This is a genomic window from Methylobacterium crusticola (assembly GCF_003574465.1).
Classification (GTDB): Bacteria; Pseudomonadota; Alphaproteobacteria; order Rhizobiales; family Beijerinckiaceae; genus Methylobacterium; species Methylobacterium crusticola.
In genome coordinates, this window is record NZ_QOWC01000142.1 from 1 (window position 1) to 22,917 (window position 22,917).

19 protein-coding genes and 1 pseudogene are annotated in these 22,917 nt (G+C 73.8%); 15 read left to right on the forward strand and 5 right to left on the reverse strand.

Annotated features, from left to right (window positions below):
- The first annotated feature begins 451 nt into the window (after positions 1-451).
- Genes DT057_RS26115 through DT057_RS26140 form a run of 6 tightly spaced genes read left to right on the forward strand, consistent with a single transcriptional unit; the run spans position 452 to position 7,932 of the window.
- Positions 452-1,627 (forward strand): isovaleryl-CoA dehydrogenase, encoded by a 1,176-nt coding sequence (locus DT057_RS26115; RefSeq protein WP_128565014.1) that lies wholly within the window; start codon positions 452-454, stop codon positions 1,625-1,627.
- A gap of 27 nt (positions 1,628-1,654) precedes the next feature.
- A complete protein-coding gene (locus DT057_RS26120) occupies positions 1,655-3,262 on the forward strand; it encodes a carboxyl transferase domain-containing protein (RefSeq protein ID WP_128565015.1) in 1,608 nt (535 codons plus the stop codon).
- Between the two features lie 11 nt (positions 3,263-3,273).
- Complete coding sequence (locus tag DT057_RS26125) at positions 3,274-5,259, forward strand: acetyl/propionyl/methylcrotonyl-CoA carboxylase subunit alpha (protein WP_128565016.1); 1,986 nt, start codon at positions 3,274-3,276, stop codon at positions 5,257-5,259.
- Entirely contained in the window at positions 5,256-5,756 is a 501-nt protein-coding gene (locus DT057_RS26130; RefSeq protein ID WP_128565017.1) for a MaoC family dehydratase, read from the forward strand. The genes DT057_RS26125 and DT057_RS26130 overlap by 4 nt, the downstream gene beginning before the upstream one ends.
- Positions 5,757-5,761: 5 nt before the next feature.
- Positions 5,762-6,637: an HpcH/HpaI aldolase/citrate lyase family protein gene (locus DT057_RS26135; protein WP_128565018.1), complete on the forward strand. Its 876-nt coding sequence runs from the start codon at positions 5,762-5,764 to the stop codon at positions 6,635-6,637.
- Positions 6,638-6,696: 59 nt separating this feature from the next.
- A complete protein-coding gene (locus DT057_RS26140; RefSeq protein WP_128565019.1) occupies positions 6,697-7,932 on the forward strand; it encodes a phenylacetate--CoA ligase family protein in 1,236 nt (411 codons plus the stop codon).
- Here DT057_RS26140 and DT057_RS26145 read toward each other — a convergent pair.
- Positions 7,904-8,557, reverse strand: coding sequence for a TetR/AcrR family transcriptional regulator (locus tag DT057_RS26145; protein ID WP_128565020.1), 654 nt, complete (start codon positions 8,555-8,557; stop codon positions 7,904-7,906). The two genes, DT057_RS26140 and DT057_RS26145, sit on opposite strands and share 29 nt — an antisense overlap.
- A gap of 214 nt (positions 8,558-8,771) precedes the next feature.
- Here DT057_RS26145 and DT057_RS26150 point away from each other — a divergent pair, with 214 nt between their 5' ends.
- The 6 genes from DT057_RS26150 to DT057_RS26175 all read left to right on the forward strand — a co-directional run bounded on the left by DT057_RS26150 (position 8,772) and on the right by DT057_RS26175 (position 15,868).
- Complete coding sequence (locus DT057_RS26150; RefSeq protein WP_128565021.1) at positions 8,772-9,578, forward strand: ABC transporter ATP-binding protein; 807 nt, start codon at positions 8,772-8,774, stop codon at positions 9,576-9,578.
- Positions 9,578-11,509 (forward strand): AMP-binding protein, encoded by a 1,932-nt coding sequence (locus tag DT057_RS26155; protein WP_128565022.1) that lies wholly within the window; start codon positions 9,578-9,580, stop codon positions 11,507-11,509. The genes DT057_RS26150 and DT057_RS26155 overlap by 1 nt, the downstream gene beginning before the upstream one ends.
- Before the next feature lie 8 nt (positions 11,510-11,517).
- Positions 11,518-12,411 carry a branched-chain amino acid ABC transporter permease gene (locus tag DT057_RS26160; protein ID WP_128565023.1) on the forward strand — a complete coding sequence of 298 codons (894 nt, stop codon included), beginning with the start codon at positions 11,518-11,520 and terminating at the stop codon, positions 12,409-12,411.
- Between the two features lie 106 nt (positions 12,412-12,517).
- On the forward strand, positions 12,518-13,591 hold the full coding sequence (locus DT057_RS26165) for a branched-chain amino acid ABC transporter permease (protein ID WP_128565024.1): 1,074 nt from the start codon (positions 12,518-12,520) through the stop codon (positions 13,589-13,591).
- A 74-nt stretch (positions 13,592-13,665) separates the two neighbouring features.
- Complete coding sequence (locus tag DT057_RS26170; RefSeq protein ID WP_128565025.1) at positions 13,666-14,940, forward strand: ABC transporter substrate-binding protein; 1,275 nt, start codon at positions 13,666-13,668, stop codon at positions 14,938-14,940.
- Between the two features lie 91 nt (positions 14,941-15,031).
- Positions 15,032-15,868, forward strand: a complete 837-nt coding sequence (locus DT057_RS26175) for an ABC transporter ATP-binding protein (RefSeq protein WP_128565030.1) — start codon at positions 15,032-15,034, stop codon at positions 15,866-15,868.
- A 37-nt stretch (positions 15,869-15,905) separates the two neighbouring features.
- On the opposite strand, the gene DT057_RS26180 is transcribed toward DT057_RS26175, so the two are convergent.
- Both DT057_RS26180 and DT057_RS26185 read right to left on the reverse strand, forming a co-directional pair.
- Positions 15,906-16,859 carry a DMT family transporter gene (locus DT057_RS26180; RefSeq protein WP_128565026.1) on the reverse strand — a complete coding sequence of 318 codons (954 nt, stop codon included), beginning with the start codon at positions 16,857-16,859 and terminating at the stop codon, positions 15,906-15,908.
- Between the two features lie 99 nt (positions 16,860-16,958).
- The gene (locus tag DT057_RS26185; protein ID WP_128565027.1) at positions 16,959-17,189 is read right to left on the reverse strand and encodes a DUF1127 domain-containing protein; all 231 of its coding nucleotides are present in this window, start codon (positions 17,187-17,189) and stop codon (positions 16,959-16,961) included.
- 109 nt (positions 17,190-17,298) lie between these two features.
- Between DT057_RS26185 and gcvA the strand changes: the two genes are divergently transcribed.
- The 3 genes from gcvA to DT057_RS26200 all read left to right on the forward strand — a co-directional run bounded on the left by gcvA (position 17,299) and on the right by DT057_RS26200 (position 20,078).
- Entirely contained in the window at positions 17,299-18,213 is a 915-nt protein-coding gene (gene gcvA, locus DT057_RS26190) for a transcriptional regulator GcvA (RefSeq protein WP_128565028.1), read from the forward strand.
- A 192-nt stretch (positions 18,214-18,405) separates the two neighbouring features.
- Positions 18,406-19,056: a DUF1007 family protein gene (locus tag DT057_RS26195; RefSeq protein WP_128565029.1), complete on the forward strand. Its 651-nt coding sequence runs from the start codon at positions 18,406-18,408 to the stop codon at positions 19,054-19,056.
- Positions 19,047-20,078 (forward strand): nickel/cobalt transporter, encoded by a 1,032-nt coding sequence (locus tag DT057_RS26200; protein ID WP_407068082.1) that lies wholly within the window; start codon positions 19,047-19,049, stop codon positions 20,076-20,078. The genes DT057_RS26195 and DT057_RS26200 overlap by 10 nt, the downstream gene beginning before the upstream one ends.
- Positions 20,079-20,087: 9 nt before the next feature.
- On the opposite strand, the gene DT057_RS26205 is transcribed toward DT057_RS26200, so the two are convergent.
- Both DT057_RS26205 and DT057_RS26210 read right to left on the reverse strand, forming a co-directional pair.
- Positions 20,088-20,999, reverse strand: coding sequence for an MBL fold metallo-hydrolase (locus DT057_RS26205; protein ID WP_128565032.1), 912 nt, complete (start codon positions 20,997-20,999; stop codon positions 20,088-20,090).
- 156 nt (positions 21,000-21,155) lie between these two features.
- Positions 21,156-22,917 (reverse strand): annotated as a pseudogene (locus DT057_RS26210) (ABC transporter ATP-binding protein); the annotation flags it as partial.

A 22,917-nucleotide genomic window follows, 5' to 3' on the forward strand; every position in this document is an offset into this window, starting at 1 on the left:
CCGGCCGCGGGCCGCATCGCCCGGGCCGCCGGCCGGGCGTGAGGCCCGGGCGATTCCGGGGCGCGCCGCCCCGGGCCTTTTGCGGGCGCCCACGGGGCGGCGGCTCGGCGCCGGCTCCCGACGAGGGACGGGACGCGGCGGTCGAGGCGCTGCGAGCCGCCCGAGAGCTGCCCGAGAGCGTTCCGGCGCGGCTCGCGGACGCCGTCCGCGAGCCGCCCGGTCCGAGATCCGGGTCGGCGTGCGGAATCGTCCCGGTCGGACGCGACGTCCCTCGTCGTAGTCCCGGGAAGGCGCGACCGGTCGGCCGATCGATGGCGAAGCCCGCGACGGCTCGGTCGGGCAGGCCGGGGGAGCGGGGGACGGGGCCTTCCGGCGGCGCCTCCGGAGAATCCGGCTTGTTTTAAAAACGATCGTTCGTATAAATGGGGAAAATCCGCCAGGGAGAGCGCCCATGATCCCGAACGCCGCGCGTGAGTTCAACTTCGGCCTCGGCGAGACCGCCGAGGCGATCCGCGACAGCGTGCGCAGCTTCGCGCAGGACCGGATCGCGCCGCGGGCCGAGGAGATCGACCGCACCAACACCTTCCCGCGCGACCTCTGGCCCGAGATGGGGGCCCTCGGCCTGCACGGCATCACGGTGGAGGAGGAGTACGGGGGCCTCGGCCTCGGCTACCTCGAGCATTGCGTGGCGATGGAGGAGGTGTCGCGGGCCTCCGCCTCCGTCGGGCTGTCCTACGGGGCGCACTCGAACCTCTGCGTGAACCAGCTGCGCCGCAACGGCTCGGACGCCCAGAAGCGCCGGTACCTGCCCAAGCTCATCTCCGGCGAGCACGTCGGCGCCCTCGCCATGTCGGAGCCGGGCTCCGGCTCGGACGTGGTCTCGATGCGCACCCGGGCCGAGAAGCGCGGCGACCGCTACGTCCTCACCGGCTCCAAGATGTGGATCACGAACGGGCCCGTCGCCGAGACCCTCGTGGTCTACGCCAAGACCGACCCGCAGGCGGGCGCCCGCGGCATCAGCGCCTTCCTGATCGAGAAGGGAATGAAGGGCTTCTCCACCGCCCAGAAGCTCGACAAGCTCGGCATGCGCGGCTCGGACACCTGCGAGCTGGTGTTCGAGGAGTGCGAGGTGCCGGAGGAGAACGTGCTCGGGCAGGTCGGGCGCGGGGTCAACGTGCTGATGTCGGGCCTCGACTACGAGCGCGCCGTGCTGGCGGCGGGTCCCCTCGGCATCATGCAGGCCTGCCTCGACGTGGTGCTGCCCTACGTCCACGAGCGCCGGCAGTTCGGCCAGCCGATCGGCGAGTTCCAGCTCGTGCAGGGCAAGCTCGCCGACATGTACGTGGCCACCAACGCCGCCAAGGCCTACGTGTACGCGGTGGCCCAGGCCTGCGACCGCGGCGAGACCACCCGGGAGGACGCCGCCGGGGCGATCCTGTACGCCGCCGAGCGGGCGACGCAGTGCGCCCTCGACGCGATCCAGCTCCTCGGGGGCAACGGCTACATCAACGACTACCCGACCGGGCGGCTCCTGCGCGACGCCAAGCTCTACGAGATCGGGGCCGGCACCAGCGAGATCCGCCGGATGCTGATCGGCCGCGAGCTCTTCGCCAAGACCGCCTCCTGACGCGTCCGGCCAGGGACTGACACCGCCATGCCGGTCATCGCCACCAGCGCCGATCTCGCCTCCGAGACGGCCGACCAGAACCGCGCCGCCTGGAGCGAGCTCCGGGCCGACCTCAGGCGGCGCCGGGCCGAGGCCGCCGCCGGCGGCCCCGCCCGGGCGCGCGAGCGCCACACCGCCCGCGGCAAGCTCCTGCCCCGGGACCGGGTGCTGCGCCTGATCGACCCGGGCTCGCCGTTCCTGGAGATCGGCGCCCTCGCGGCCTCGGGGATGTACGACGACGCCATCCACGCCGCCGGGCTGATCGCCGGCATCGGTCGGGTCGCCGGCCGCGAGGTGATGATCGTCTGCAACGACGCCACCATCAAGGGCGGCACCTACTACCCGCTCACGGTCAAGAAGCACCTGCGGGCCCAGGAGATTGCCGGCCAGAACCGGCTGCCCTGCCTCTACCTCGTCGATTCGGGCGGCGCCAACCTGCCGCAGCAGACCGAGGTGTTCCCCGACCGCGAGCATTTCGGCCGCATCTTCTACAACCAGGCCCAGCTCTCCGCCGCCGGCATCCCGCAGGTCGCCTGCGTGATGGGCTCGTGCACCGCCGGCGGCGCCTACGTGCCGGCGATGTCCGACGAGAGCGTGATCGTGCGCCGCCAGGGCACGATCTTCCTCGGCGGGCCGCCGCTCGTGCGGGCGGCGACCGGCGAGGTGGTGAGCGCCGAGGACCTCGGGGGCGCCGACGTGCACGCCCGGCTCTCGGGCGTGGCCGACCACTACGCCACCGACGACGCCCACGCGCTGGCCATCCTGCGCCGCATCGTCGGCACGCTGAACACCGTGAAGCGCCCCGAGCTCGACATCGCGGCCCCGGTCGAGCCGGCCCTCGACCCGGGCGACCTCGACGCCCTCGTGCCGGTGGACCTGCGCAAGCAGTACGACGCCCGCGAGCTCATCGCCCGGCTGGTCGACGGGTCGGAGTTCGACGAGTTCAAGCGGCTCTACGGCACCACGCTCGTCACCGGGTTCGCCCGGCTCTCCGGCATGCCGGTGGGGGTGCTGGCGAACAACGGCATCCTGTACTCGGAGAGCGCGCTCAAGGGCGCGCACTTCATCGAATTGTGCTGCCAGCGCCGGATCCCGCTCCTGTTCCTGCAGAACATCGCGGGCTTCATGGTCGGGCGCGAGGTCGAGGCGGGCGGCATCGCCAAGAACGGCGCCAAGCTCGTCACGGCGGTCGCGACCGCGGGCGTGCCGAAGCTGACGCTCATCGTCGGCGGCTCCTACGGGGCGGGCAATTACGGCATGTGCGGCCGGGCCTACGCGCCGCGCTTCCTGTTCGCCTGGCCGAATTCCCGCATCTCCGTGATGGGGGCCGAGCAGGCCGCGAGCGTGCTCGCCACCGTGCGGCGCGACAACATCGAGGCCGCCGGCACCACCTGGAGCCCGGAGGAGGAGGAGGCGTTCAAGGCGCCGATCCGGGCCGGCTTCGAGGCCGAGGGCTCGCCCTACTACGCCACCGCCCGGCTCTGGGACGACGGCATCATCCTGCCGGAGGAGACCCGGCGGGTGCTCTCCCTCGCGCTCTCGGCCTGCCTGAACGCGCCGGTGCCGGAGACCCGGTTCGGCCTGTTCCGGATGTGAGGAGGACGCTCATGACACCCCGCCGGCTCACCTCCGTGCTGATCGCCAACCGGGGCGAGATCGCCTGCCGGGTGATCCGCACCGCGCGGCGCCTCGGCCTGCGCACCATCGCGGTCCATTCCGAGGCCGACCGGGAGGCGCTCCACGTCGCCCTAGCGGACGAGGCCTACCCGATCGGCCCGGCGCCCGCCGCCGAATCCTACCTGCGCGCCGACCGCATCCTCGCCGCGGCCGCCCGCGCGGGCGCCGACTGCATCCATCCGGGCTACGGCTTCCTGTCCGAGCGGCCGGACTTCGCCGAGGCCTGCGCGCAGGCCGGCATCGCCTTCGTGGGCCCGCCCGCGAGCGCCATCCGCGCCATGGGCCTCAAGGACGCCGCCAAGGCGCTCGTCGCGCAGGCCGGCGTGCCGGTGGTGCCGGGCTACCACGGCGCCCGCCAGGAGCCGGACTTCCTCGCCGCCGAGGCCGCGGCGATCGGCTATCCCGTCCTGATCAAGGCGGTGGCGGGCGGCGGCGGCAAGGGCATGCGCCGGGTCGACGGCCCCGAGGACTTCGCGGCCGCCCTGGCGAGCGCGCAGCGGGAGGCGAGCGGCGCCTTCGGCGACCCGCGGGTGCTGGTGGAGAAGTACGTGCTGGCCCCGCGCCACGTCGAGATCCAGGTCTTCTGCGACGCCCACGGCAACGCCGTCCACCTGTTCGAGCGCGACTGCTCGCTCCAGCGCCGACACCAGAAGGTGATCGAGGAGGCGCCCGCCCCCGGCATGCCGCCGGAGGTGCGCGCCGCCATGGGCCGGGCCGCCGTCGAGGCCGCCCGGGCGGTGGGCTACGTCGGCGCCGGCACGATCGAGTTCATCGCCGACGGGCGCGAGGGCCTGCGGGCCGACGGCTTCTGGTTCATGGAGATGAACACGCGGCTCCAGGTCGAGCACCCGGTGACCGAGGCGATCACCGGGCACGACCTCGTGGAGTGGCAGTTCCGCGTCGCGGCCGGCGAGCCGCTCCCGGTGGCGCGCCAGGACGACCTCGCGATCCGGGGCCACGCCGTCGAGGCGCGGCTCTACGCCGAGGACCCGGCCGGCGGCTTCCTGCCCTCGACCGGGCGCCTGCTCGCCCTGGAGCTGCCGGCGGGCGAGGGCATCCGCATCGACACCGGCGTGCGGGCGGGCGACAGCGTGACGCCCTACTACGACCCGATGATCGCCAAGGTGATCGCCCACGGCGCCAGCCGCGACGAGGCCCTGGACCGGCTGGCGGGGGCCCTCGGCCGGACCCTGGTGGCGGGGCCGCGCAGCAACGTGGCCTTCCTCAAGGCCCTGGCGGAGGCGCCCGAGTTCCGCGCCGGCCGCTTCGACACCGGCTTCATCGACCGCGACCTCGCCGCCCTGACGGGCGCCGGCGCCTCCCACGACGCCGAGGTGCGCCGGGGCGTGGCCGCGCTCGTGGCGCGGGCCCGGCCGGCGCCGGGCCCCGGCCCCGCCTCGCCCTGGGACGCCGACGACGGCTTCCAGCTCGGGCAGGCGCGCCGGCAGGCCTGGCCGGTGCTGGTCGAGGGCGAGGCGCGGGAGGCCGTGCTGCACTGGCCCGAGCCCGGCACCGGCGGGTCGCTGCGCGTCGCGTTCGGGGACGAGGCCGCGGCGGCCGCAAGCGCCGCGGGACCGATGCGCGTCGTCGAGACGCCCCGCGGCGTCCTGGTGGTCTCGGGCGGGCGCCAGGTCGCCGTCGAGGCGCCGGACCCCTTCGACGTCGACCTCGACCACATCGACGACCGGGGCGGGACCATCAAGGCGCCGATGCACGGCCGGCTCGTCGAGGTGCTGGTGGCACCGGGCGACCGGGTGGTGCGCGGCCAGCGCCTCGCCATCGTGGAGGCGATGAAGATGGAGCACGCCCTCACCGCCCCCGCCGACGGCGAGGTGGCGGAGGTGAGCGCCCAGGCCGGCCAGCAGGTCGCCGAGGGCGCCCGCCTGATCACCCTCAAGACGGAGGACGCCGCATGACCGACCGCACGATCCCGGCCTCCACCCACCCGCGGGGCGGGCTCTACTACGAGGATTTCGAGGTCGGCGCGCGCCTGCGCCACCGGCTCACCCGCACGGTGACCCAGATGGACAACATGCTGTTCTCCAACCTCACCCTGAACCCGCAGCCGCTCCACATCGACGCGCATTTCTGCGCCACCGAGACCGAGTGGGGCCGGCCGCTGATGAACTCGCTCTTCACCCTCGGGCTGATGATCGGCATCTCTGTCAACGACACCACGGTCGGCACCACCATCGGCAACCTCGGCATGACCGAGACGCGCTTCCCCGCGCCGCTGTTCGAGGGCGACACGATCAGCGTCACCACCGAGATCGCCGCCAAGCGGGAATCCCGCTCCCGGCCCGATGCCGGCATCGTCGAGTTCGTCCACCGCGCCTACAAGCAGGACGGCACGCTGGTGGCCGAGTGCCGCCGCCAGGGCCTGATGCGCAAGCGGCCCCCCGGGGAGGCCTGAGGGCGATGCGCGCGCTCCTGTTCGTGCCGGGCGATTCCCCGCGCAAGCTCGACCGGGCGCTGGAGGCCGGCGCCGACGCCCTGATCCTCGACCTCGAGGATTCGGTGGCGCTGCCCGAGAAGCCGGCGGCCCGCGCCGTCACGGCCGCCTTCCTGGCCCGGATGCGGGAGGCGCCGGGGCGCCCGAGGCTCTACGTGCGGGTCAACGCCCTCGACACCGGCCTCGCCGACGCCGATCTGGCCGCCGTGATGGGGGCGGGTCCCGACGGCATCGTGCTGCCCAAGGCCGCGGGCGGGCCGGACGTGGCGGCGCTCGGCGCCCGCCTCGCCGTGCACGAGGCCCAGGCCGGGCTCCCCGACGGCGCCACCCGCATCCTGCCCATCGCCACCGAGACCGCCCGGGCGGTGTTCGCGCTGTCGAGCCTGGCCGGCGCCAGCCGGCGGCTCGCCGGGGTGACCTGGGGGGCGGAGGACCTCTCCGCCGAGATCGGCGCTGAGACCAACCGGGACGACGGGGGGGCGTGGAGCGGGCCGTTCCGCCTCGCCCGCAACCTGACCCTGCTGGCCGCCGCCGCCGCGGAGGTCGACGCCATCGACACGATCAACGCCCGCTTCCGCGACCTCGAGGGCCTCGCCCGCGAGTGCCGCGAGGCCCGCCGCGACGGCTTTGCCGGCAAGATGGCGATCCACCCCGCGCAGGTCCCGGTGATCAACGCCGCCTTCACGCCCTCCGAGGCCGCCCTCGCCCGCGCCCGGGCCATCGTGGCGGCCTTCGCGCGCTCCCCCGGGACCGGCGTCGTCGGGATCGACGGCGAGATGCTCGACCGGCCCCACCTGCGCCGGGCGGAGCGGCTGCTGGCGCGGGCGGGGCCGGCGACCTGAGGGGAGCGCCCGCGGCCGCGGCCCGCGCCACGCCAACGAGACGCCGGGGAGGATCACCGATGCCCGAACACCACGACGCCCACGAGACGCAGGATTCCGGCGCCCGCGAGGCCGCCCTGTTCGGCCGCCTGCCCGGCGCGATCGCGGCGGCGCTCCGGGCGCCGGCCTACGCGGCCCACCTCGCGGGCGTCGACCCCGCGGCGGTCGCGGACCGCGCCGCCCTCGCCCGCCTGCCGGTGCTGCGCAAGGGCGAGATGCCCGGCCGCCAGCGCGAGGCCCTGCCGTTCGGCGGCTTCGTGCCGGGCGCCGCCGGGGCGTTCGCCCGCCTGTTCACCTCGCCGGGGCCGATCTTCGAGCCCCAGCGCGGGGGCGACGATCCCTGGGGCGGGGCGCGCTGCCTGGCCGCCGCCGGCTTCCGCCCGGGCGACGTCGTGCTGAACACCTTCGGGTACCACCTCACCCCCGGCGGCTTCATCTTCGACACCGCCGCCCGGGCGCTCGGCTGCGCGGTGATCCCGGCGGGGCCCGGCAACACCGAGCAGCAGCTCGACCTGATCGAGGCCTACCGGCCGGCCGGCTACTGCGGCACGCCGGACTTCCTCAAGGTGCTGGTGGATGCCGGCCTCAAGGCCGGGCGGGACGTCTCCTGCCTGAGGCGGGCGCTGGTCTCGGGGGCGGCCTTCCCGCCCTCGCTCCAGGCCGAGGTCGCGGGCCACGGCATCGAGGCCTACCAGGCCTACGCCACCGCGGATGTCGGGTTCATCGCCTACGAGACCCCGGCCCGCGCGGGCCTCGTCGTCAACGAGGGCCTGATCCTGGAGATCGTCCGGCCCGGCACCGGCGACCCGGTGCCGGAGGGCGAGGTCGGCGAGATCCTCGTCACGGTGCTCGACGCCGAGCGGCCGCTGATCCGCTACGCCCTCGGCGACCTGACGGCGGCGCTCCCCGGGGCGAGCCCGTGCGGGCGCACGGGCGCGCGCATCCGCGGCTGGATGGGCCGGGCCGATCAGGCCGCCAAGGTGAAGGGCATGTTCGTGCGCCCCGAGCAGGTGGCCGAGATCGCCCGCCGCCACCCGGAGCTCGGCCGCCTGCGCCTCGTGGTTACGCGCCGGGACGAGGCGGACGCCATGACGCTGCGGGCGGAGGCCGCGCCGGGCGCCGGCGCGGCCCTGCCGGAGGCCGTGGCCGAGACCCTGCGGGGCGTCACCAAGCTGCGCGGGACGGTGGAGATCGTGGAGCCCGGCAGCCTGCCGAACGACGGCAAGGTCATTGCCGACGAGCGGCCAGCCGGTTGAGGTTCGCGGGCTGCGGCAGCGCCGCCGGATCCGCCCCGCCCTGGGCGAGCGCCAGCACCATCCCGGTGAAGGTGCGGCTCACCGCCTCCTTCGAGAGCCGGCCGTCGGGCCTGTACCAGTTGCAGATGCCCGACAGCATCGCGAGGATCGCCAGGGTCGCCATCCGGACGTCGGCGAGGCGGAACTCCCCGCTCTCGCGCCCGGCCTCGAGGATGTCGCTCAGGCGCCGCTCGTAGTCGCGCCGCATCGCCACGACGGCGGTGAGGTTCTCGGGCTCGAGGCTGCGCAGCTCCGAGTAGCAGATGAACACCTCCTGCGAGCGCTCGATGTGGTAGGCGACGTGGAACTCCACGAACCGCGTCAGGCGCTCCGCGGCGCTGCCCTCCGGCAGCAGGGCCTGCTCGAGGGCCGCGTGCAGGTCCTGCATGTGGCTCCGGATCAGGTCGAAGAGGAATTCCTGCTTGTTGCGAAAGTAGTTGTAGAGCGAGCCCTGCTGGATGCCGACCATCGCGGCGAGCTGGCGCAGGCTCATGGCGGCGTAGCCGTGGGTGGTGATGAGGCTCAGGCCCGCCCGGCGGATGGCCTCCTCGGTTCTCGGGCCGGATGAGCCTGCGATGCGCGCCATGCGTGCCCCGTTTCCTCGGTCTGGGTGAGGGCCGCCCGGCCGCCCCTGGCGCCCCGGACCCTCGACTTTCGTTGACCCAGTATAGCACTTGACGCCCGGAAAAAAACAGTCGAACGTATTTCCAGAGCAGGGCGCCGTGGATTTCTCCGGCGCTCCCGTCAGGCAGAGCCCCGCCACCCATGAGCGCGGCCGCCGTCCCGAGGGAGGTTCAGGCGTGGCGGAGACCCTCGCGGTTCGCCAGATCTCGTTGCGCTTCGGCGGCGTGAAGGCGCTGACGGATGTGAGCTTCGCGGTCGAGCAGGGCGAACTCTTCTCGATCATCGGCCCCAACGGCGCCGGCAAGACCTCGATGATCAACTGCATCTCGGGCCGCTACCGGCCGACCGAGGGGCGGATCCTGCTCGACGGCCGCGACATCACCCGCGCCACCCCCAACCAGCGGCCGTCGCTCGGGATCGGCCGCACGTTCCAGAACCTCGCGCTGTTCCACCACATGAGCGTGCTCGACAACATCCTGGTCGGGCGCCACCACCTGATGCGCAACAGCTTCCTGACCGGCGCGCTCTACTGGCTGCCGGGCGTGCAGGGCGAGGAGCTGGCGCATCGCCGCCGGGTCGAGGAGATCATCGATTTCCTCGACCTCCAGGCCTACCGCAAGGCGCCCGCCGGCACGCTGTCCTACGGCCTGCGCAAGCGCGTCGAGCTCGCCCGCGCCATGGCGCTCGAGCCCAGGCTCATCCTCCTCGACGAGCCGATGGCCGGCATGAACCTCGAGGAGAAGGAGGACATGGCCCGCTACATCGTCGACCTCAACGAGGAGTTCGGCATGACGGTGGTGATGATCGAGCACGACATGGGCGTGGTGATGGACATCTCGCACCGGGTCATGGTGCTGGATTTCGGCCGCCGCATCGCCCTCGGCAGCCCCGAGGCGGTCCTGGCCGACCCCCACGTGCGCAAGGCCTATCTCGGGGAGGAGGACGAGGAGCCGGCCCCGGCCCCCGTGCGGGCGGTGTCGTGATGACCGACTTCCTAGCCCGCGCGGCGGCCGCCGACACCTTCCCGAAGCTCCTGCGCCTGAACGCGGCCGAGCACCCCGACGCGGTGGCGCTGCGCGAGAAGATCTTCGGGCTCTGGCGCCCGACGACCTGGAGCCAGTACCACGCCCGGGCGCGGGCCTTCGCCCTCGGCCTGCGCGACCTCGGGGTGGCGCGGGGCGACGTCGTCGCGCTGATCGGCGACAACCGGCCCGACTGGGTGGCGGGCGAGATCGCCGCCCACGCCCTCGGCGCGCCCTCACTCGGCATCTACCGCGACGCGCTCGAGGACGAGGTCCTGTACCTCCTCGGGTTCGGCGAGGCCAAGGCCGTGTTCGCCGAGGACGAGGAGCAGGTCGACAAGCTCCTGAACCTCGCCGACCGGGTGCCGTCCCTGCGCCACATCGTGTTCTGCGACCCCCGCGGGATGCGCAAGTACGACGACCCGCGGCTGATCGCGGCCGACGCGCTCGCGGCCCGCGGCGAGGCCCTGCACGCCGCCGATCCCGGCCTCTACGACCGCCTGGTCGACGCCACCGACGGCGAGGAGGTGGCGATCCTGTGCACCACCTCGGGCACCACCGCGCGGCCGAAGCTCGCCATGCTGAGCAGCGCCCGGGTGCTGCGCCACTGCGCCCGCTACCTCGCGGTCGATCCCAAGGGGCCGCAGGACGACTACGTCTCGGTGCTGCCCCTGCCCTGGGTCATGGAGCAGATCTACGCCCTCGGCCAGGCGCTGCTGTCGCGCATGAAGGTCAACTTCGTCGAGGACGCCGACACCCTGATGCACGATTTCCGGGAGATCGCCCCGACCTTCGTGCTGTTCGCCCCCCGGGTCTGGGAGGCGGTCGCCGCCGACGTGCGGGCCCGGATGATGGATGCCTCGCCCCTCAAGCGCTGGCTCTACGAGCGCGGCATGGCGGCGGGCCTCGGGGCCCTCGACGGACACCGGCGCTCGAGCCTCGCCGAGGCGGTGCTGTTCCGCGCCCTGCGCGACCGGCTCGGCTTCACGCGCCTGACCTCGGCGGCGACCGGCGGGGCGGCGCTCGGCCCCGACACGTTCCGGTTCTTCCGCGCCATGGGGGTGCCGCTGCGCCAGCTCTACGGCCAGACCGAGGCGATGGGCGCCTACACGCTCCACCGGGGCGACCGGGTAGACTTCGACACCGTGGGCGTGCCCTTCGACGAGAGCATCGACATCCGCATCCTCGATGCCGACCGCAACGGCATCGGCGAGGTGCTGGCGCGCCACGCCAACATGTTCCTCGGCTACTACAGGGCCGGCCCCGACACGGTGAGCGACGTGCGCGACGGCTGGATGCACACGGGCGACGCCGGCTACATCGACGCGAAAGGCGAGCTGGTCGTCATCGACCGCATCAAGGACCTCGCCGTCAACGTCCGCGGCGAGCGCTTCTCGCCGCAATACATCGAGAACAAGCTCAAGTTCAGTCCCTACGTGGCCGAGGCGGTGATCCTGGGCGCCGGGCGCGAGTACCTGGCGGCCCTGCTCTGCATCCGCTTCGCCGTGGTGGCGAAGTGGGCCGAGAAGAACCGCATCGCGTTCACCACCTACGCCGACCTCGCCGCGAAGCCCGCCGTCATCGCCCTGCTGCGGGCCGAGGTCGAGCGGGTGAATGCCGGGCTCACCGACGTCCAGCGCATCGCCAAGTTCGTGCTGCTCTACAAGGAGCTCGACGCCGACGACGGCGAGCTGACGCGCACCCGCAAGGTCCGCCGCGGCGTCATCAACGAGAAGTACGCCGACCTGATCGCCACGCTCTACGCCGGCAGCCCGAGCTACCGGGTCGACACGGTGATCCGCTTCCAGGACGGCAGCACCCAGCGCATCCGCACCACCCTGCCGGTGATCGACCTCAGGCCGGACGTGCCTTCCCTCGCCGCCGCGGAATAGGGCCGGCCATGAACACCCACCTCCTGCTCCAGCTCGTCGTGAACGGGTTGATCGTCGGCGCGCTCTACGGCGTGGTCGCGATGAGCTTCGTGCTGATCTACAAGGCGAGCCAGGTCGTGAACTTCGCGCAAGGCGAGTTCCTGCTGATCGGCGCCTGGGTCTGCTGGTGGCTCCTGACCACCTACCAGCTCCCCTTCCTGGTCGGCATGCTGGTGACCTTCGCGTTCATGCTGGTCTTCGGCATCGCGCTGCAGATCGTGGTGCTGCGGCCGCTGATCGGCGAGCCGATCATCTCGGTCATCATGGTGACGATCGGCCTCTCGATCTTCTTCCAGGCCCTGTGCAAGTGGCTGTTCGGCGTGTTCGCCCAGCCCTTCCCGCCGATCTTCGCGACGCAGCAGGTCTCGTTCCTCGGGCTCGAGATCCAGACCGTCTACCTGATGAGCCTCGGGATCTCGGTCGCCATGATGGCGGCGTTCGGGTGGTTCTTCCGCTACTCCAAGCACGGGCTCGCCATGCGGGCCACCGCCTTCAACCAGCAGGTGGCCCAGTCCCTCGGCATCTCGGTGCGCAACGTGTTCGCCCTCGCCTGGGCGATCTCCGCGGTGGTCTCCTCGGTCGCCGGCATCGTGGTCGGCATCGTCAACGGCGTCTCCTCGGCGCTGTCGCTCTACGGCATCAAGGTGTTCCCGGCGGTGATCCTCGGCGGGCTCGACTCCGTCGTCGGCGCGGTGATCGGCGGGCTCGTGATCGGCCTGCTCGAGAACCTCGCCCAGTACGTCGACGGCCAGTATCTGCACTGGGGCAACCTCTACGAGATCGTGCCCTTCTACGTCCTGGTCGTGATCCTGATGATCAAGCCCTACGGCCTGTTCGGCACCCGCGACATCGAGCGGGTGTGAGCCCGGGCCCGGCCGTTGCGCGCGCGAGCCCACCCCTGACGGCCCCCCTTACCGCCCCCCGCCCCCGGGGCGCGCGGGCGGGACGAGCGGCATCCAAGGACCCCAGATGGCGACCCAGAGCCTGAACCCGGCCGGCGACTTCCGCACCACCTACGCGGCCGACACCACGATCTTTCCCACCGCCGGCAGCCGCTACGCGGTCCTCGCCGGGCTCGCGATCCTGTGCCTGGCGCCCCTCTGGCTCGAGCGCTACTGGCTCAGCCTCCTGATCCAGATCGGCTATTTCGGCGTCGCGGCGCTCGGCCTCAACATCCTGGTGGGCTTCACCGGGCAGATCTCGATCGGGCACGCCGCCTTCTTCGGCTTCGGCGCCTTCGCGTCGGCGTGGCTCTCGAACAACCTCGGCCTGCCGGTCTTCTTCGCGGTGCCGCTCGCCGGGGTCGTCACCACCGCGGTCGGGCTGGTCTTCGGCCTGCCGGCGGCCCGGCTCAAGGGCCTCTACCTCGCCATCGCGACCCTGGCCGCGCAGTACATCCTCCAGGACTTCTTCGCCCGCGCCAACTGGTTCACCGGCGGCGTCGCCGGGACCGCGGCGGAGCCGTTCTCGATCCTCGGCTTCGCCTTCGACACCGACCAGCGCTACTTCTACGTGGTGCTGGCCTACGTGGTGGCGACCTACGTGCTCGCCACCAACCTGATGCGCTCCCGCGACGGCCGGGCGCTGGTGGCGGTGCGCGACCACTACCTCTCGGCCGAGATGATGGGGATCAACCTCACCCGCTACCGCACCCTGTCGTTCGGCCTGTCGGCCTTCTTCGCCGGCATCGGCGGCGCGCTCTACGCCCACTACCTCCAGTTCGTCTCGGTGGAGGGCTTCGGCATCCTGCTGTCGATCCAGTTCCTCGGCATGATCATCATCGGGGGCCTGGGCTCGATCATGGGCACGCTGATGGGCACCGCCTTCATGGTGCTGATCCCGGAGGCCATGGGCTGGCTCACCGACGCCGTGCGCGGCTCGGGCCTCGACCGGGCCCTGTCCCTCAAGGACAACCTCTCGTTCCTGCGCGAGATGGCGATCGGCCTCGTGATCGTGCTGTTCCTGATGTTCGAGCCGGACGGCCTCGCCCACCGCTGGCGCCAGGTGAAGGCGTACTGGAAGCTCTACCCGTTCTCGCACTGACCCCACCCGCGCGAGCACGCACCCGAAGGCCCCCGCCAAGGGGGCAGAGACCCGCAACCGGAGGAAACCACGCGATGATCCGTACCGCCACGCTCACCTCGGCCCTCGCCCTCGCCCTCGCGCTGCCGGCGGGCGCCGCCGAGATCCCCATCGGCCACCTCGCCGACCAGAGCGGCGCCACCTCGGACGTGGGCGTGCCCTACGCCCAGGGCGTCGCCGACGCCCTCGCCTGGGTCAACCGCAAGGGCGGCGTCAAGGGCGAGCGCATGGCCGTCGAGTCGGTCGATTACGGCTACCAGGTGCCGCGGGCGGTCGCCCTCTACAAGAAGTGGACCGGCGGCCGGGACAAGGTCGCGGCGATCCAGGGCTGGGGCACCGCCGACACCGAGGCGCTCTCGGCCTTCGTGACCAAGGACGAGATCCCCTACGTGTCGGGCTCCTACGCCGCGCAGGTCAGCGACCCGACCGGCGCCAGCGGCAAGGCCAAGGCCGCGCCCTACAACTTCTTCTACGGCCCGACCTACTCGGACGCCCTGCGCGGCATGCTGATCTGGGCGGCCGAGGACTGGAAAGCCAAGGGCCGGCCCGGGAAGCCCAAGTTCGTCCACATGGGCGGCAACCACCCCTACCCGAACTCCCCCAAGGAGGCCGGCGAGGCCATGGCCCGGGAGCTCGGCTTCGACGTGCTGCCGGCGATCGTCTTCGCGCTCGCGCCGGGCGACTACACCTCGCAGTGCCTCACGGCCAAGAACGCCGGCGCCAACTACGCCTATCTCGGCAACACCGGCGGCTCGAACATCTCGCTGCTCAAGTCGTGCAAGGCGGTCGGGACCGACATCCAGTTCATGGGCAACGTCTGGGGCATGGACGAGAACGCCGCCAAGGCGGCGGGCGAGGCGGCCAACGGGGTGGTCTTCCCGGTCCGCACCGCGGCGGTGACCGGCGGCACGGCGCCCGGCCTGACGACCGCGGCCGAGATCTCGAAGGAATCCGACGCCGCCGGCACCGTCTACCGCCCGGTCCACTACTACGCGGGCATCTGCGCGGCCCTCTACATGACCGAGGCCCTGGCCTGGGCCAAGGACAACGGCGGGCTCGCCGGCCCCACCGTCCGCAAGGGCTTCTACCAGAAGAAGGGCTGGGTGCCGGCCCGGATGGAGGGCGTCTGCGTGCCCTCGACCTGGACCGAGTCCGACCATCGCGGGATGATGGAGGTCCACATCTACCGGGCGAAGGTGAGCGGCCCGACCGACGGGGCGCTCGCCGACCTGATGAAGGCCGGCACGATCAAGCTCGAGCCGGTCAAGACCGTCGAGCTGCCGCGCAAGCCCGAGTGGCAGGGCTGGTAGGTTCGTCCCCCCGCCCCTCTCCCGGCCGGGAGAGGGGCCCGGCTCCCGGCCGCGGGAGCCCCATCCCGACGGAGCCCCCATGTCGCAGGTCATGTCGCAGGTCACGACCCTGGAGCGTCCCGAAGCCGGGGTGGCCGCGTCCCCCCTCCTGTCGCTCCGCAACGTCGAGGTCGTCTACGACGACGTGATCCTGGTGCTCAGGGGCCTCAGCCTCGACGTGCCGGCGGGCTCGATCACGGCGCTGCTCGGCGCCAACGGGGCCGGCAAGTCGACGACCCTCAAGGCGATCTCGGGGCTCTTGCGCTCCGAGGACGGCGAGGTCACCCGCGGCGAGATCGTGTTCGACGGCACCCGCATCGACGGCGTCGAGCCCGACCGCATCGTGCGCCGGGGCATCTTCCAGGTCATGGAGGGGCGCCGCATCGTCGCCGACATGACGCCCATGGAGAACCTGCGCCTCGGCGCCTTCTCGCGCCGCGACCGGGAGGTCGGCCAGGACCTCGAGCGGGTCCTGACCTACTTCCCGCGGCTGCGCGAGCGCACCGGCGCGGCCGGCTACCTGTCGGGCGGCGAGCAGCAGATGCTGGCCATCGGCCGCGCCCTCATGGCGCGGCCCCGGCTGATCCTGATGGACGAGCCCTCGATGGGCCTCTCGCCGCTCCTCGTGAAGGAGGTGTTCGGCATCATCCGGCAGATCAACCGCGACCTCTCCGTCACGATCCTGCTCGTCGAGCAGAACGCCCGCGCCGCCCTCTCGGTCGCCGACCGGGGCTACATCATGGAGCAGGGCAAGGTGGTGCTGGACGGCACCGTCGAGGAGCTGCGCACCAACGAGGACGTGAAGGAGTTCTACCTCGGGGGCGCCGGCGACCAGCGCAAGACCTTCAAGAACCTCAAGAGCTTCAAGCGGCGCAAGCGCTGGATCTGAGCCGGAGGCCGGCCGTGCCGGCCCCTCGGCGGCCGCCCTACCGGGGCTCCGGGCGCTCCCGGCCCGGTGCCGCGGCCGCGGCGCCCCGCCCGAGCAGGCGGCCGTCGATGGCGACGAGCCCGGCCCCGATCAGCGCCATCCCGAGGATGTGCCGGGGCGCGAGTTGCTCGCCGAGCGCCAGCCAGCCGAGCAGGATCGCCGAGACCGGGATCAGGAAGGTCACGAGCATCAGGTTCGTGGCGCCGGCCGTCGCCAGGATCCGGAAGAACACCACGTAGGCGAGCGCCGTCGAGAGCACCGCGAGGCCGAGCACCGCGCCCCAGGCCGGGGCCGACGGCACCGCGAGGGTCCACGGGCGCTCGACGAGGAGCGCGAGGGGCAGGAGCAGCACCGCCGCGCTCGTGACCTGCCCTGTGGCGGTGACCGCGGGGGCGAGCCCCATGCGTCGGAACCGGCGCCCGAAGACGCCCGCGAAGGCGTAGGACAGGGCGGCGGCGAGCACCGCGGCCTGGGCCACGACGTCGACGCCGAGACCCGCCAGGGCGGCCGGGCCGATCATGACGGCGACGCCGGCAAGGCCCGCCAGCACGCCGGCGAGCCGGTTGCCGGTCAGGCGCTCGTCCTCCGTGAGGACGTGCGCGACGACGACGCCCCAGAGCGGCGTGGTGGCGTTCAGGATCGCGGCGAGCCCGGCGGCGATGTGGGTCTGCCCCCAGACGATGAGGCAGAACGGCACGACGTTGTTGAGCAGGCCCATGCTCGCGAAGGCGGCCCAGCTCCGCCGGTCCCGCGGCACGCCGAGGCCGAAGGCCGGGAGCGCCAGGTTGAGGACGAGCGCCGCAAGGGCGACCCGCAGCACCACGAGCGTGAGGGGCGGCACCTCCCGGAGCGCGACCCCGACGAACACGAAGGCGCCGCCCCAGAGGACCGAGAGGCCGAGCAGCATCCCCCACTCGGCCGGATTCATGGGACGGTTGACGGTGGCGGGCATCGCGGCGGCCTCGTCGGCGCGGGGTGGGGCCCGGGTCCTACCCTGAGGGCCGGACGTGGCGCACCCCGTTTCCTGCCGGGCAATGCGCCCCCGCCCCGCTCACTCCGTCCAGAACGGCTTTCCGGCCTCCCGCAGGGCGTCGGCCCGCGACAGGCCGATATCCTTGAGGAGGCCGTCCGGGCAGCCGCGCAGGGAGCGGCGCTCGCGCCGGCGCTCGGCCCAGAGCTCGACGCGCTCCACGAGCGAGGTCGAGCGGCGCGGGCGCGGGGGCTGCAGGGCGATGGTGGGAACGAGGCGCAGGTTTCCTCGGCCAGCGACGAGGCTCGTCATGGCTGTCTCCAGCGGTGGTGAAGCGGGATCGTGGAGGGAGCTTGCTCCCGGGCCGGATCCGAAGCAAACCAGATCGACTCCGCCGCCGGCCTAGGAAACCTGAGCTGAGATGGGATCGCGACGCCGCCTGCCGCCCCTCAACGCCGTGCGGGCCTTCGAGGCCGCCGCCCGCCACACGACCTTCCACGAGGCCGGCGACGAGCTCGGCGTCAGCGCCGGCGCCGTCGCCCAGCAGGTCAAGGCGCTCGAGGCGTGGTTCGGCCTCGCCCTGTTCCGGCGCCTGCCGAGCCGGGGCGTGGCGCTGACCCCCGCGGGCGGGCGCTACGCAGCCGCGGCCGGCGACGTGCTCGACCGGCTCGCCGACGCCACCGCGCGCCTGCGCCGGCAGGGCCAGGACCACGTGCTCACGGTGAGCACCACCCACTCCTTCGCGTCCCTGTGGCTGATCCCCCGCATCGGCGCCTTCCGGGAGCGCCACCGGGACCTCGACGTGCGCATCGTCGCGAACAACGCCCTCGTGGACTTCGCCCACGACGACAGCGACGTCGCGATCCGGCACGGGAAGGGCCTCTATCCGGGCCTGCGCTCCGACCTGCTGATGCACGACGCGGTGTTCCCGGTCTGCAGCCCGGCCCTGCGGGACGGCGACCCGCCGCTGCGCCGGCCGCAGGACCTCGCCCGCCACACCCTCCTGCACGACGACGACCCGATCGACCTCGACGCGATCGGCTGGCCGGAATGGCTCGCGGCGGCGGGCGTGGAGGGCGTGGCGGCCCGGCGCGGCCCGCGCTTCACCCACACCTTCATGGTGCTCCAGTGCGCCACCGCCGGCGAGGGCGTCGGGCTCGCGACCCGTGTCCTCGGCGGCGACCTCCTGGCCGGCACCGGGCTCGTGCGCCCGTTCCCCGACGAGGTGCCGAGCCCCTACAGCTTCTTCGTCGTCACGCCGACCGACGTCGATCCGCCGAAGGTCGCCCGGTTCCGGGACTGGCTCGTGGCCCAGGCCGCGGGCACCGGGCCGTGAGGCGCCCGTTTGCGGGGGCACCCGCCCGCGGGGGCACCCGCCCGCGGGCATCCCCGCGCCGGGAGGCCGGCCCCGGGCGCGCCGCCCCGTTCCCGCCGCATTGAGGCGGGACCAGTGCCGGGCCGCGAAGCGCCCCGATGCTTCACGCGCCACCGGCCCCGCAAGGGGAGCGTCGCGGAGACCCCTCGAGCCATGGCACGCCGCTCCCCACTCCCGGTCCTCGCCGCCGGCGCACTCCTCGCCGGGGCCGCGTCGCCGGCGCTCGCCCACCCGCACGTCTGGATCACGACCCGGGCCGAGATCGTCTACGCCCCGGACGGGCGCATCAGCGCGGTGCGGCACGCCTGGACCTTCGACCCGTCCTACTCCGCCTTCGCGGTGCAGGGCCTCGGCCAGGCCGGGACCGCCCCGGTCAGCCCCGAGGCCCTGGCGGCGCTCGCGCGCGACAACACCGAGAACCTGGCCGAATCGGCCTACTTCACCATCCTGAAGGTCGACGGGCGCAAGCAGGAATTCGGCGCGCCCGAGGCGCCCGCGATGGCGTACGCGGACGGGCAGCTCACCCTGCGCTTCAGCCTGCCGCTGCGGGCCCCGGCCCGGGGAGCGGCCTCCCTCGAGGTCTACGACCCGACCTACTTCGTCGCCTTCAGCCTCGCGGAGGGCGACGGCGCGGCGACGCTCGCGGGCGCGCCGGCGGGCTGCCGGGCGACCGCGCACCGGCCGAAGGGCGCCCCGGCCGCCCCGGCCGCGACCGGCATGTCGGAGGCGTTCTTCGACGCGCTCACCGCCGCCTCGAGCTACGGGGTGCAGTTCGCCAACCGGATCGTCGTCGCGTGCTCGTGAGGTCGCCCGCCCTGACGGACCGGGCCGGGCCCGGGCGCCCGGCGGGCCGCACGCTGCGGCGCCTCGCGCTGGCGCTCCTCGCGGTGCTCGCCGCCGCCGGCCTGCTCGCCCTGCTGCTCGCGCTCCTCGGGCCGGGCCTTCGCGCGCCGCCCGCGCGCTCGCCGTTCGGGATCGGCTTCCGCGAGGCGGCCCCGAGCGGGGCGGGCAGCCTCGGCGCCTGGCTGCTCGCCATGCAGGCGGGGTTCTCGCGCTCGTTGCAGGCGGCGGTGACGGGGATCAAGGGCGGCGAGGGCGGCTACGGCCTCCTCGTCGGCCTCGGCTTCGCGTACGGGGTCCTGCACGCGGCCGGGCCCGGCCACGGCAAGGCGGTGATCGCCGGCTACCTGATGGCCGGGGAGCGGGCGCTGCGGCGCGGCTTCACCCTCAGCCTCGCGGCGGCCCTGCTCCAGGCCTGCGTGGCCCTGGCCCTGGTGGGCGGCGGCGCGGTGCTGCTGCGCCTGACCGCCGCGGGCCTGAACCGGGCCGGGACCGCGGTCGAGACGGCGGGCTTCGCCTGCGTGGCGCTCCTCGGCGCCGTGATGACCTGGCGCAAGGCCGGCCGCCTCGCCGGGCTCCTCGAGCGCGAGGCCGGTCCCGGCTGCGGCCCGGATTGCGGCCACGCCGTCCTCGCGGACGGGGCCCGGGTCGAGGGCCTGGCGACGTGGCGGGAGCAGGCGGGCGTGGTGCTGGCGGCGGGTACCCGCCCCTGCGCCGGGGCGGTGCTGGTCCTGGTCTTCGCCCTCTCGCAGGGGGTGCTATGGACCGGGGTTGCCGCCGTCCTGGCGATGGCGCTCGGCACGGCGCTGACCACCGGGGCGCTGGCGGGGCTCGCGGTGTTCGCCAAGGGGCTGGCGCTCGGGCTCGCGGGCGGGCGCGGGCGGGGCGGCGCCGTCGCGGTCACCGCGCTCGAAGCCTGGGCCGCCGCCTTCGTGCTGGTGCTGGGGGCGGGCCTGCTCTCGGGCTACGCCGCCGCCGCGTTCTGAGGACCGCCCTCAGACCGGCTCCGGGACCCTCACGGCCCCGACGGGGACGTCGGCCCCGAGGGCGACCTCGGCCCCGAGGGCAACCTCCTGGCGCTCCCGGGCGATGAAGGCGGTGGGCATCACCTCCTGCATCTGCTGCTCGATCTCGCGCAGCATCGCGTCGGTGTGCTGGGGATAGAGGTGGATGATGGCGAGGCGCCCGACCCCGCCGTCGCGGCAGAGCTCGACGCCCTTCTGCCAGGTCGAGTGGCCCCAGCCGCGGCAGGCCGGGTACTCGCCCTGGGTGAACATGCCGTCGTAGACGACGAGGTCGGCCCCGGCGACGAAGCGCAGGAGGTCGGGATCCGGCCAGGGATCCGAGTGCTCGATGTCGCTGATGTAGCAGGCCGTGCGCCCGGCGTGGCGGAACCGGTAGCCTGTGGCGCCCTGCGGGTGCAGGAGCGGGATGGTGTCGACCGTGGCGCCGTCCGGGAAGGCCAGGCTCTCGCCCGACCGGAAGCCGTGGTGGACGAACCGCGCCGGCATCGCGTCGAGGGTGATCGGGAACAGGGGCGGCGCGAACAGGCGGCCCAGGGGCTCGGCGGCGCTGGCGCCGTCGAGGTTGCCGCACCAGGTGTGGATCTCGCGCGCGGGGTCGAGGATCGCGGGCTTCAGGAACGGCAGGCCGCCGACATGGTCGAGGTGCAGGTGGCTGAAGAGCAGGTCGATGCGTTGCGGCAGCCGGTCGCGATGGTGGGCCCCGAGGGCGTTCAGGCCGGTTCCCGCATCGAGGATGAACAGCCGCTCGCCGCATCGGACCTCGACGCAGGGGGTGTGCCCGCCGAACTCGATGAAGTCCGGGCCGGAGGCGCAGGTCGAGCCCCGCACGCCCCAGAACTGGAGCGACAGGCCGGCCGGTACGTGAGGACCCCTGATTGTCATGCCGGCAACCGTGATGGGGGACGGGACGAGGGGATGTGCGATGACGCACATGGCGGGGGCTCCGGCCGGTCCTGCCGGCGAGGACATGTCGTGGGCTCAACGCGAAAGATGTGTGTCACGAACGATGAGCACAAGATGAAGGTTCCCTGATGCCGCCTAACCGGCCGTTAAGGGGGCCGGCTCCCCAGGGTCCGGCACCGCGCCGGGCACCGATTCGGGCACCAGCCCGGGCACCGGTCCGGGCACCGGTCCGGGGACCGGCACGACGGTGGTGCGCTCGGCCTTGAGCACGGCGTCGAACGGGGCCTCGGCCGGCAGGGGGCACTCGTCCGGCAGGCAGACCACGAGGCCGCGCCCGGCCCGGGCCGCCCGCAGGCGCGCGATCCCGGCCAGGACGTCGGCGGCGCTGCGGTCGTCGAGGGCGAGGCCCACCACCAGGATGTCGGGCTGGCGCACCAGGCAGCGCGCGACGTCGATCGCCGCCCGCTCGAACGGCGTGAAGGCGCCGTCGCGGGGGCCGAGCCCGCTCTCGGCGGCCCGCGGGTCGACCTGGCTCGCGAGCCCGAAGCGGTAGACCGCCCGCTCGAGGCCGCGCTCCTTCAGGACCCGCTGCATCAGGCTGCGCACCCGGGCGCCCGCCCCGGCCTCGGCCCCGGCGACGCGGCCGAACAGCAGGTTCTCCTCGAGGCTCGCCGCCACCGTGACGCGCGCGGGGTCGTAGAACTCCACCGCCGGGCGCAGCGGCACCGGCAGCAGGGCCGCGAAGGTGCGCCTTGCCGCCACCAGGCGCTCCTCGAAGGCCTCGTCGATCAGGCCGAAGCGGTGGCGGGTCTCGCTGTAGCGCAGGCCGAGGCCGATGAGGCGGGCGCGGTCGCGCTGGCCCGCCGGCCCGCGGCGCCAGCCCGACGCCTCCGGCTGGCGCGCCACCAGGTCCTCGAAGAAGCCGCGCTCGGCGGCGGGAAACAGCGAGAAGGCGTCGAACAGCGGGTGGTCGTCCGGGAGGTCGGAGAAGATCTCCACGGTGGCGCGGGCGATGGCGAGGCCCATCTCGGTCATCGGCCGGGTCAGGCCCTCGGCCTCGAGCACCGCCCGGGTGAAGGGGTGGCCGGCGAGCCGCGCCTCCGAGAAGGCGGTGCCGACCGGCGCGCCGAACAGGATGTTCTCGCCGACCGCCGCCTGGCGGTTGTAGCGGGCGGGATCGAAGGGCTCGATCAGGTGGGCGGCGCCCTGCGCGGCCAGGGCCGTGCGCAGGGCCTCGCGGGTCTCCACGATGCCGGCGGCGGTGGCCGGGTCGATGCTCGGCGCCACCACGCTGGCGAGGCCGCGGGCGTAGACGAGGCGGTCGAGGCCCGTCACCGACAGGGCCTCGACCAGCCGCTCCTCGAGGTCCGGCGCGTGGGCGGGCGGGCCGGTGCCGTCGGGCACCGAGCCGTCCGCGAAGGCGAGGTCGCCGTAGAGCAGGTTCTGCAGCAGGCTGCCGGCCATCAGGACCGGCTCGCCGCCCGCGTAGGCGATCCGCCGGGCCCGCTCGGCGGGATCGAAGGCGCGCAGGTCCGTGCCCGCGTAGGTGACGGCGCCCACCGTCGGCTCGAGCTGGCCCGCCGCCAGGGCCGCCAGCACCCGGGCGCCGCTGCCGCGCCCGCCCAGGATCGCGACGTGGCCGGGCATCGGCAGCGTCAGGTCGAGGCCGACCAGGCGCTCGCCGGAGGCCGGATCGTAGGCCGCGACGCCCGCGAGGGCGATCGGGCCGGCCTCGGGCAGGCGGCCGACGGTGCCGCCGGCCCGGCGCGGTCCCCGGGTCCGCGCCTCCAGGGCCGCCGCCGAGCGGGCGATCTCCCGGAAGGCCGGCAGGGCGGCGCGGCGGCGCTGGTTCTGGCGCAGCAGCGCCGCGGCCGCGCTCGCCGCGACGGCGAGCGCC

What these genes read in the sequence shown, in the direction of transcription:
- DT057_RS26115 (WP_128565014.1), top strand. Translation starts at nt 452, where the DNA reads ATGATCCCGAACGCCGCGCGTGAGTTCAACTTCGGCCTCGGCGAGACC.
- DT057_RS26120 (WP_128565015.1), top strand. Translation starts at nt 1,655, where the DNA reads ATGCCGGTCATCGCCACCAGCGCCGATCTCGCCTCCGAGACGGCCGAC.
- DT057_RS26125 (WP_128565016.1), top strand. Translation starts at nt 3,274, where the DNA reads ATGACACCCCGCCGGCTCACCTCCGTGCTGATCGCCAACCGGGGCGAG.
- DT057_RS26130 (WP_128565017.1), top strand. Translation starts at nt 5,256, where the DNA reads ATGACCGACCGCACGATCCCGGCCTCCACCCACCCGCGGGGCGGGCTC.
- DT057_RS26135 (WP_128565018.1), top strand. Translation starts at nt 5,762, where the DNA reads ATGCGCGCGCTCCTGTTCGTGCCGGGCGATTCCCCGCGCAAGCTCGAC.
- DT057_RS26140 (WP_128565019.1), top strand. Translation starts at nt 6,697, where the DNA reads ATGCCCGAACACCACGACGCCCACGAGACGCAGGATTCCGGCGCCCGC.
- DT057_RS26145 (WP_128565020.1), bottom strand. Translation starts at nt 8,557, where the DNA reads ATGGCGCGCATCGCAGGCTCATCCGGCCCGAGAACCGAGGAGGCCATC.
- DT057_RS26155 (WP_128565022.1), top strand. Translation starts at nt 9,578, where the DNA reads ATGACCGACTTCCTAGCCCGCGCGGCGGCCGCCGACACCTTCCCGAAG.
- DT057_RS26160 (WP_128565023.1), top strand. Translation starts at nt 11,518, where the DNA reads ATGAACACCCACCTCCTGCTCCAGCTCGTCGTGAACGGGTTGATCGTC.
- DT057_RS26165 (WP_128565024.1), top strand. Translation starts at nt 12,518, where the DNA reads ATGGCGACCCAGAGCCTGAACCCGGCCGGCGACTTCCGCACCACCTAC.
- DT057_RS26170 (WP_128565025.1), top strand. Translation starts at nt 13,666, where the DNA reads ATGATCCGTACCGCCACGCTCACCTCGGCCCTCGCCCTCGCCCTCGCG.
- DT057_RS26175 (WP_128565030.1), top strand. Translation starts at nt 15,032, where the DNA reads ATGTCGCAGGTCACGACCCTGGAGCGTCCCGAAGCCGGGGTGGCCGCG.
- DT057_RS26180 (WP_128565026.1), bottom strand. Translation starts at nt 16,859, where the DNA reads ATGCCCGCCACCGTCAACCGTCCCATGAATCCGGCCGAGTGGGGGATG.
- DT057_RS26185 (WP_128565027.1), bottom strand. Translation starts at nt 17,189, where the DNA reads ATGACGAGCCTCGTCGCTGGCCGAGGAAACCTGCGCCTCGTTCCCACC.
- gcvA (WP_128565028.1), top strand. Translation starts at nt 17,299, where the DNA reads ATGGGATCGCGACGCCGCCTGCCGCCCCTCAACGCCGTGCGGGCCTTC.
- DT057_RS26195 (WP_128565029.1), top strand. Translation starts at nt 18,406, where the DNA reads ATGGCACGCCGCTCCCCACTCCCGGTCCTCGCCGCCGGCGCACTCCTC.
- DT057_RS26205 (WP_128565032.1), bottom strand. Translation starts at nt 20,999, where the DNA reads ATGACAATCAGGGGTCCTCACGTACCGGCCGGCCTGTCGCTCCAGTTC.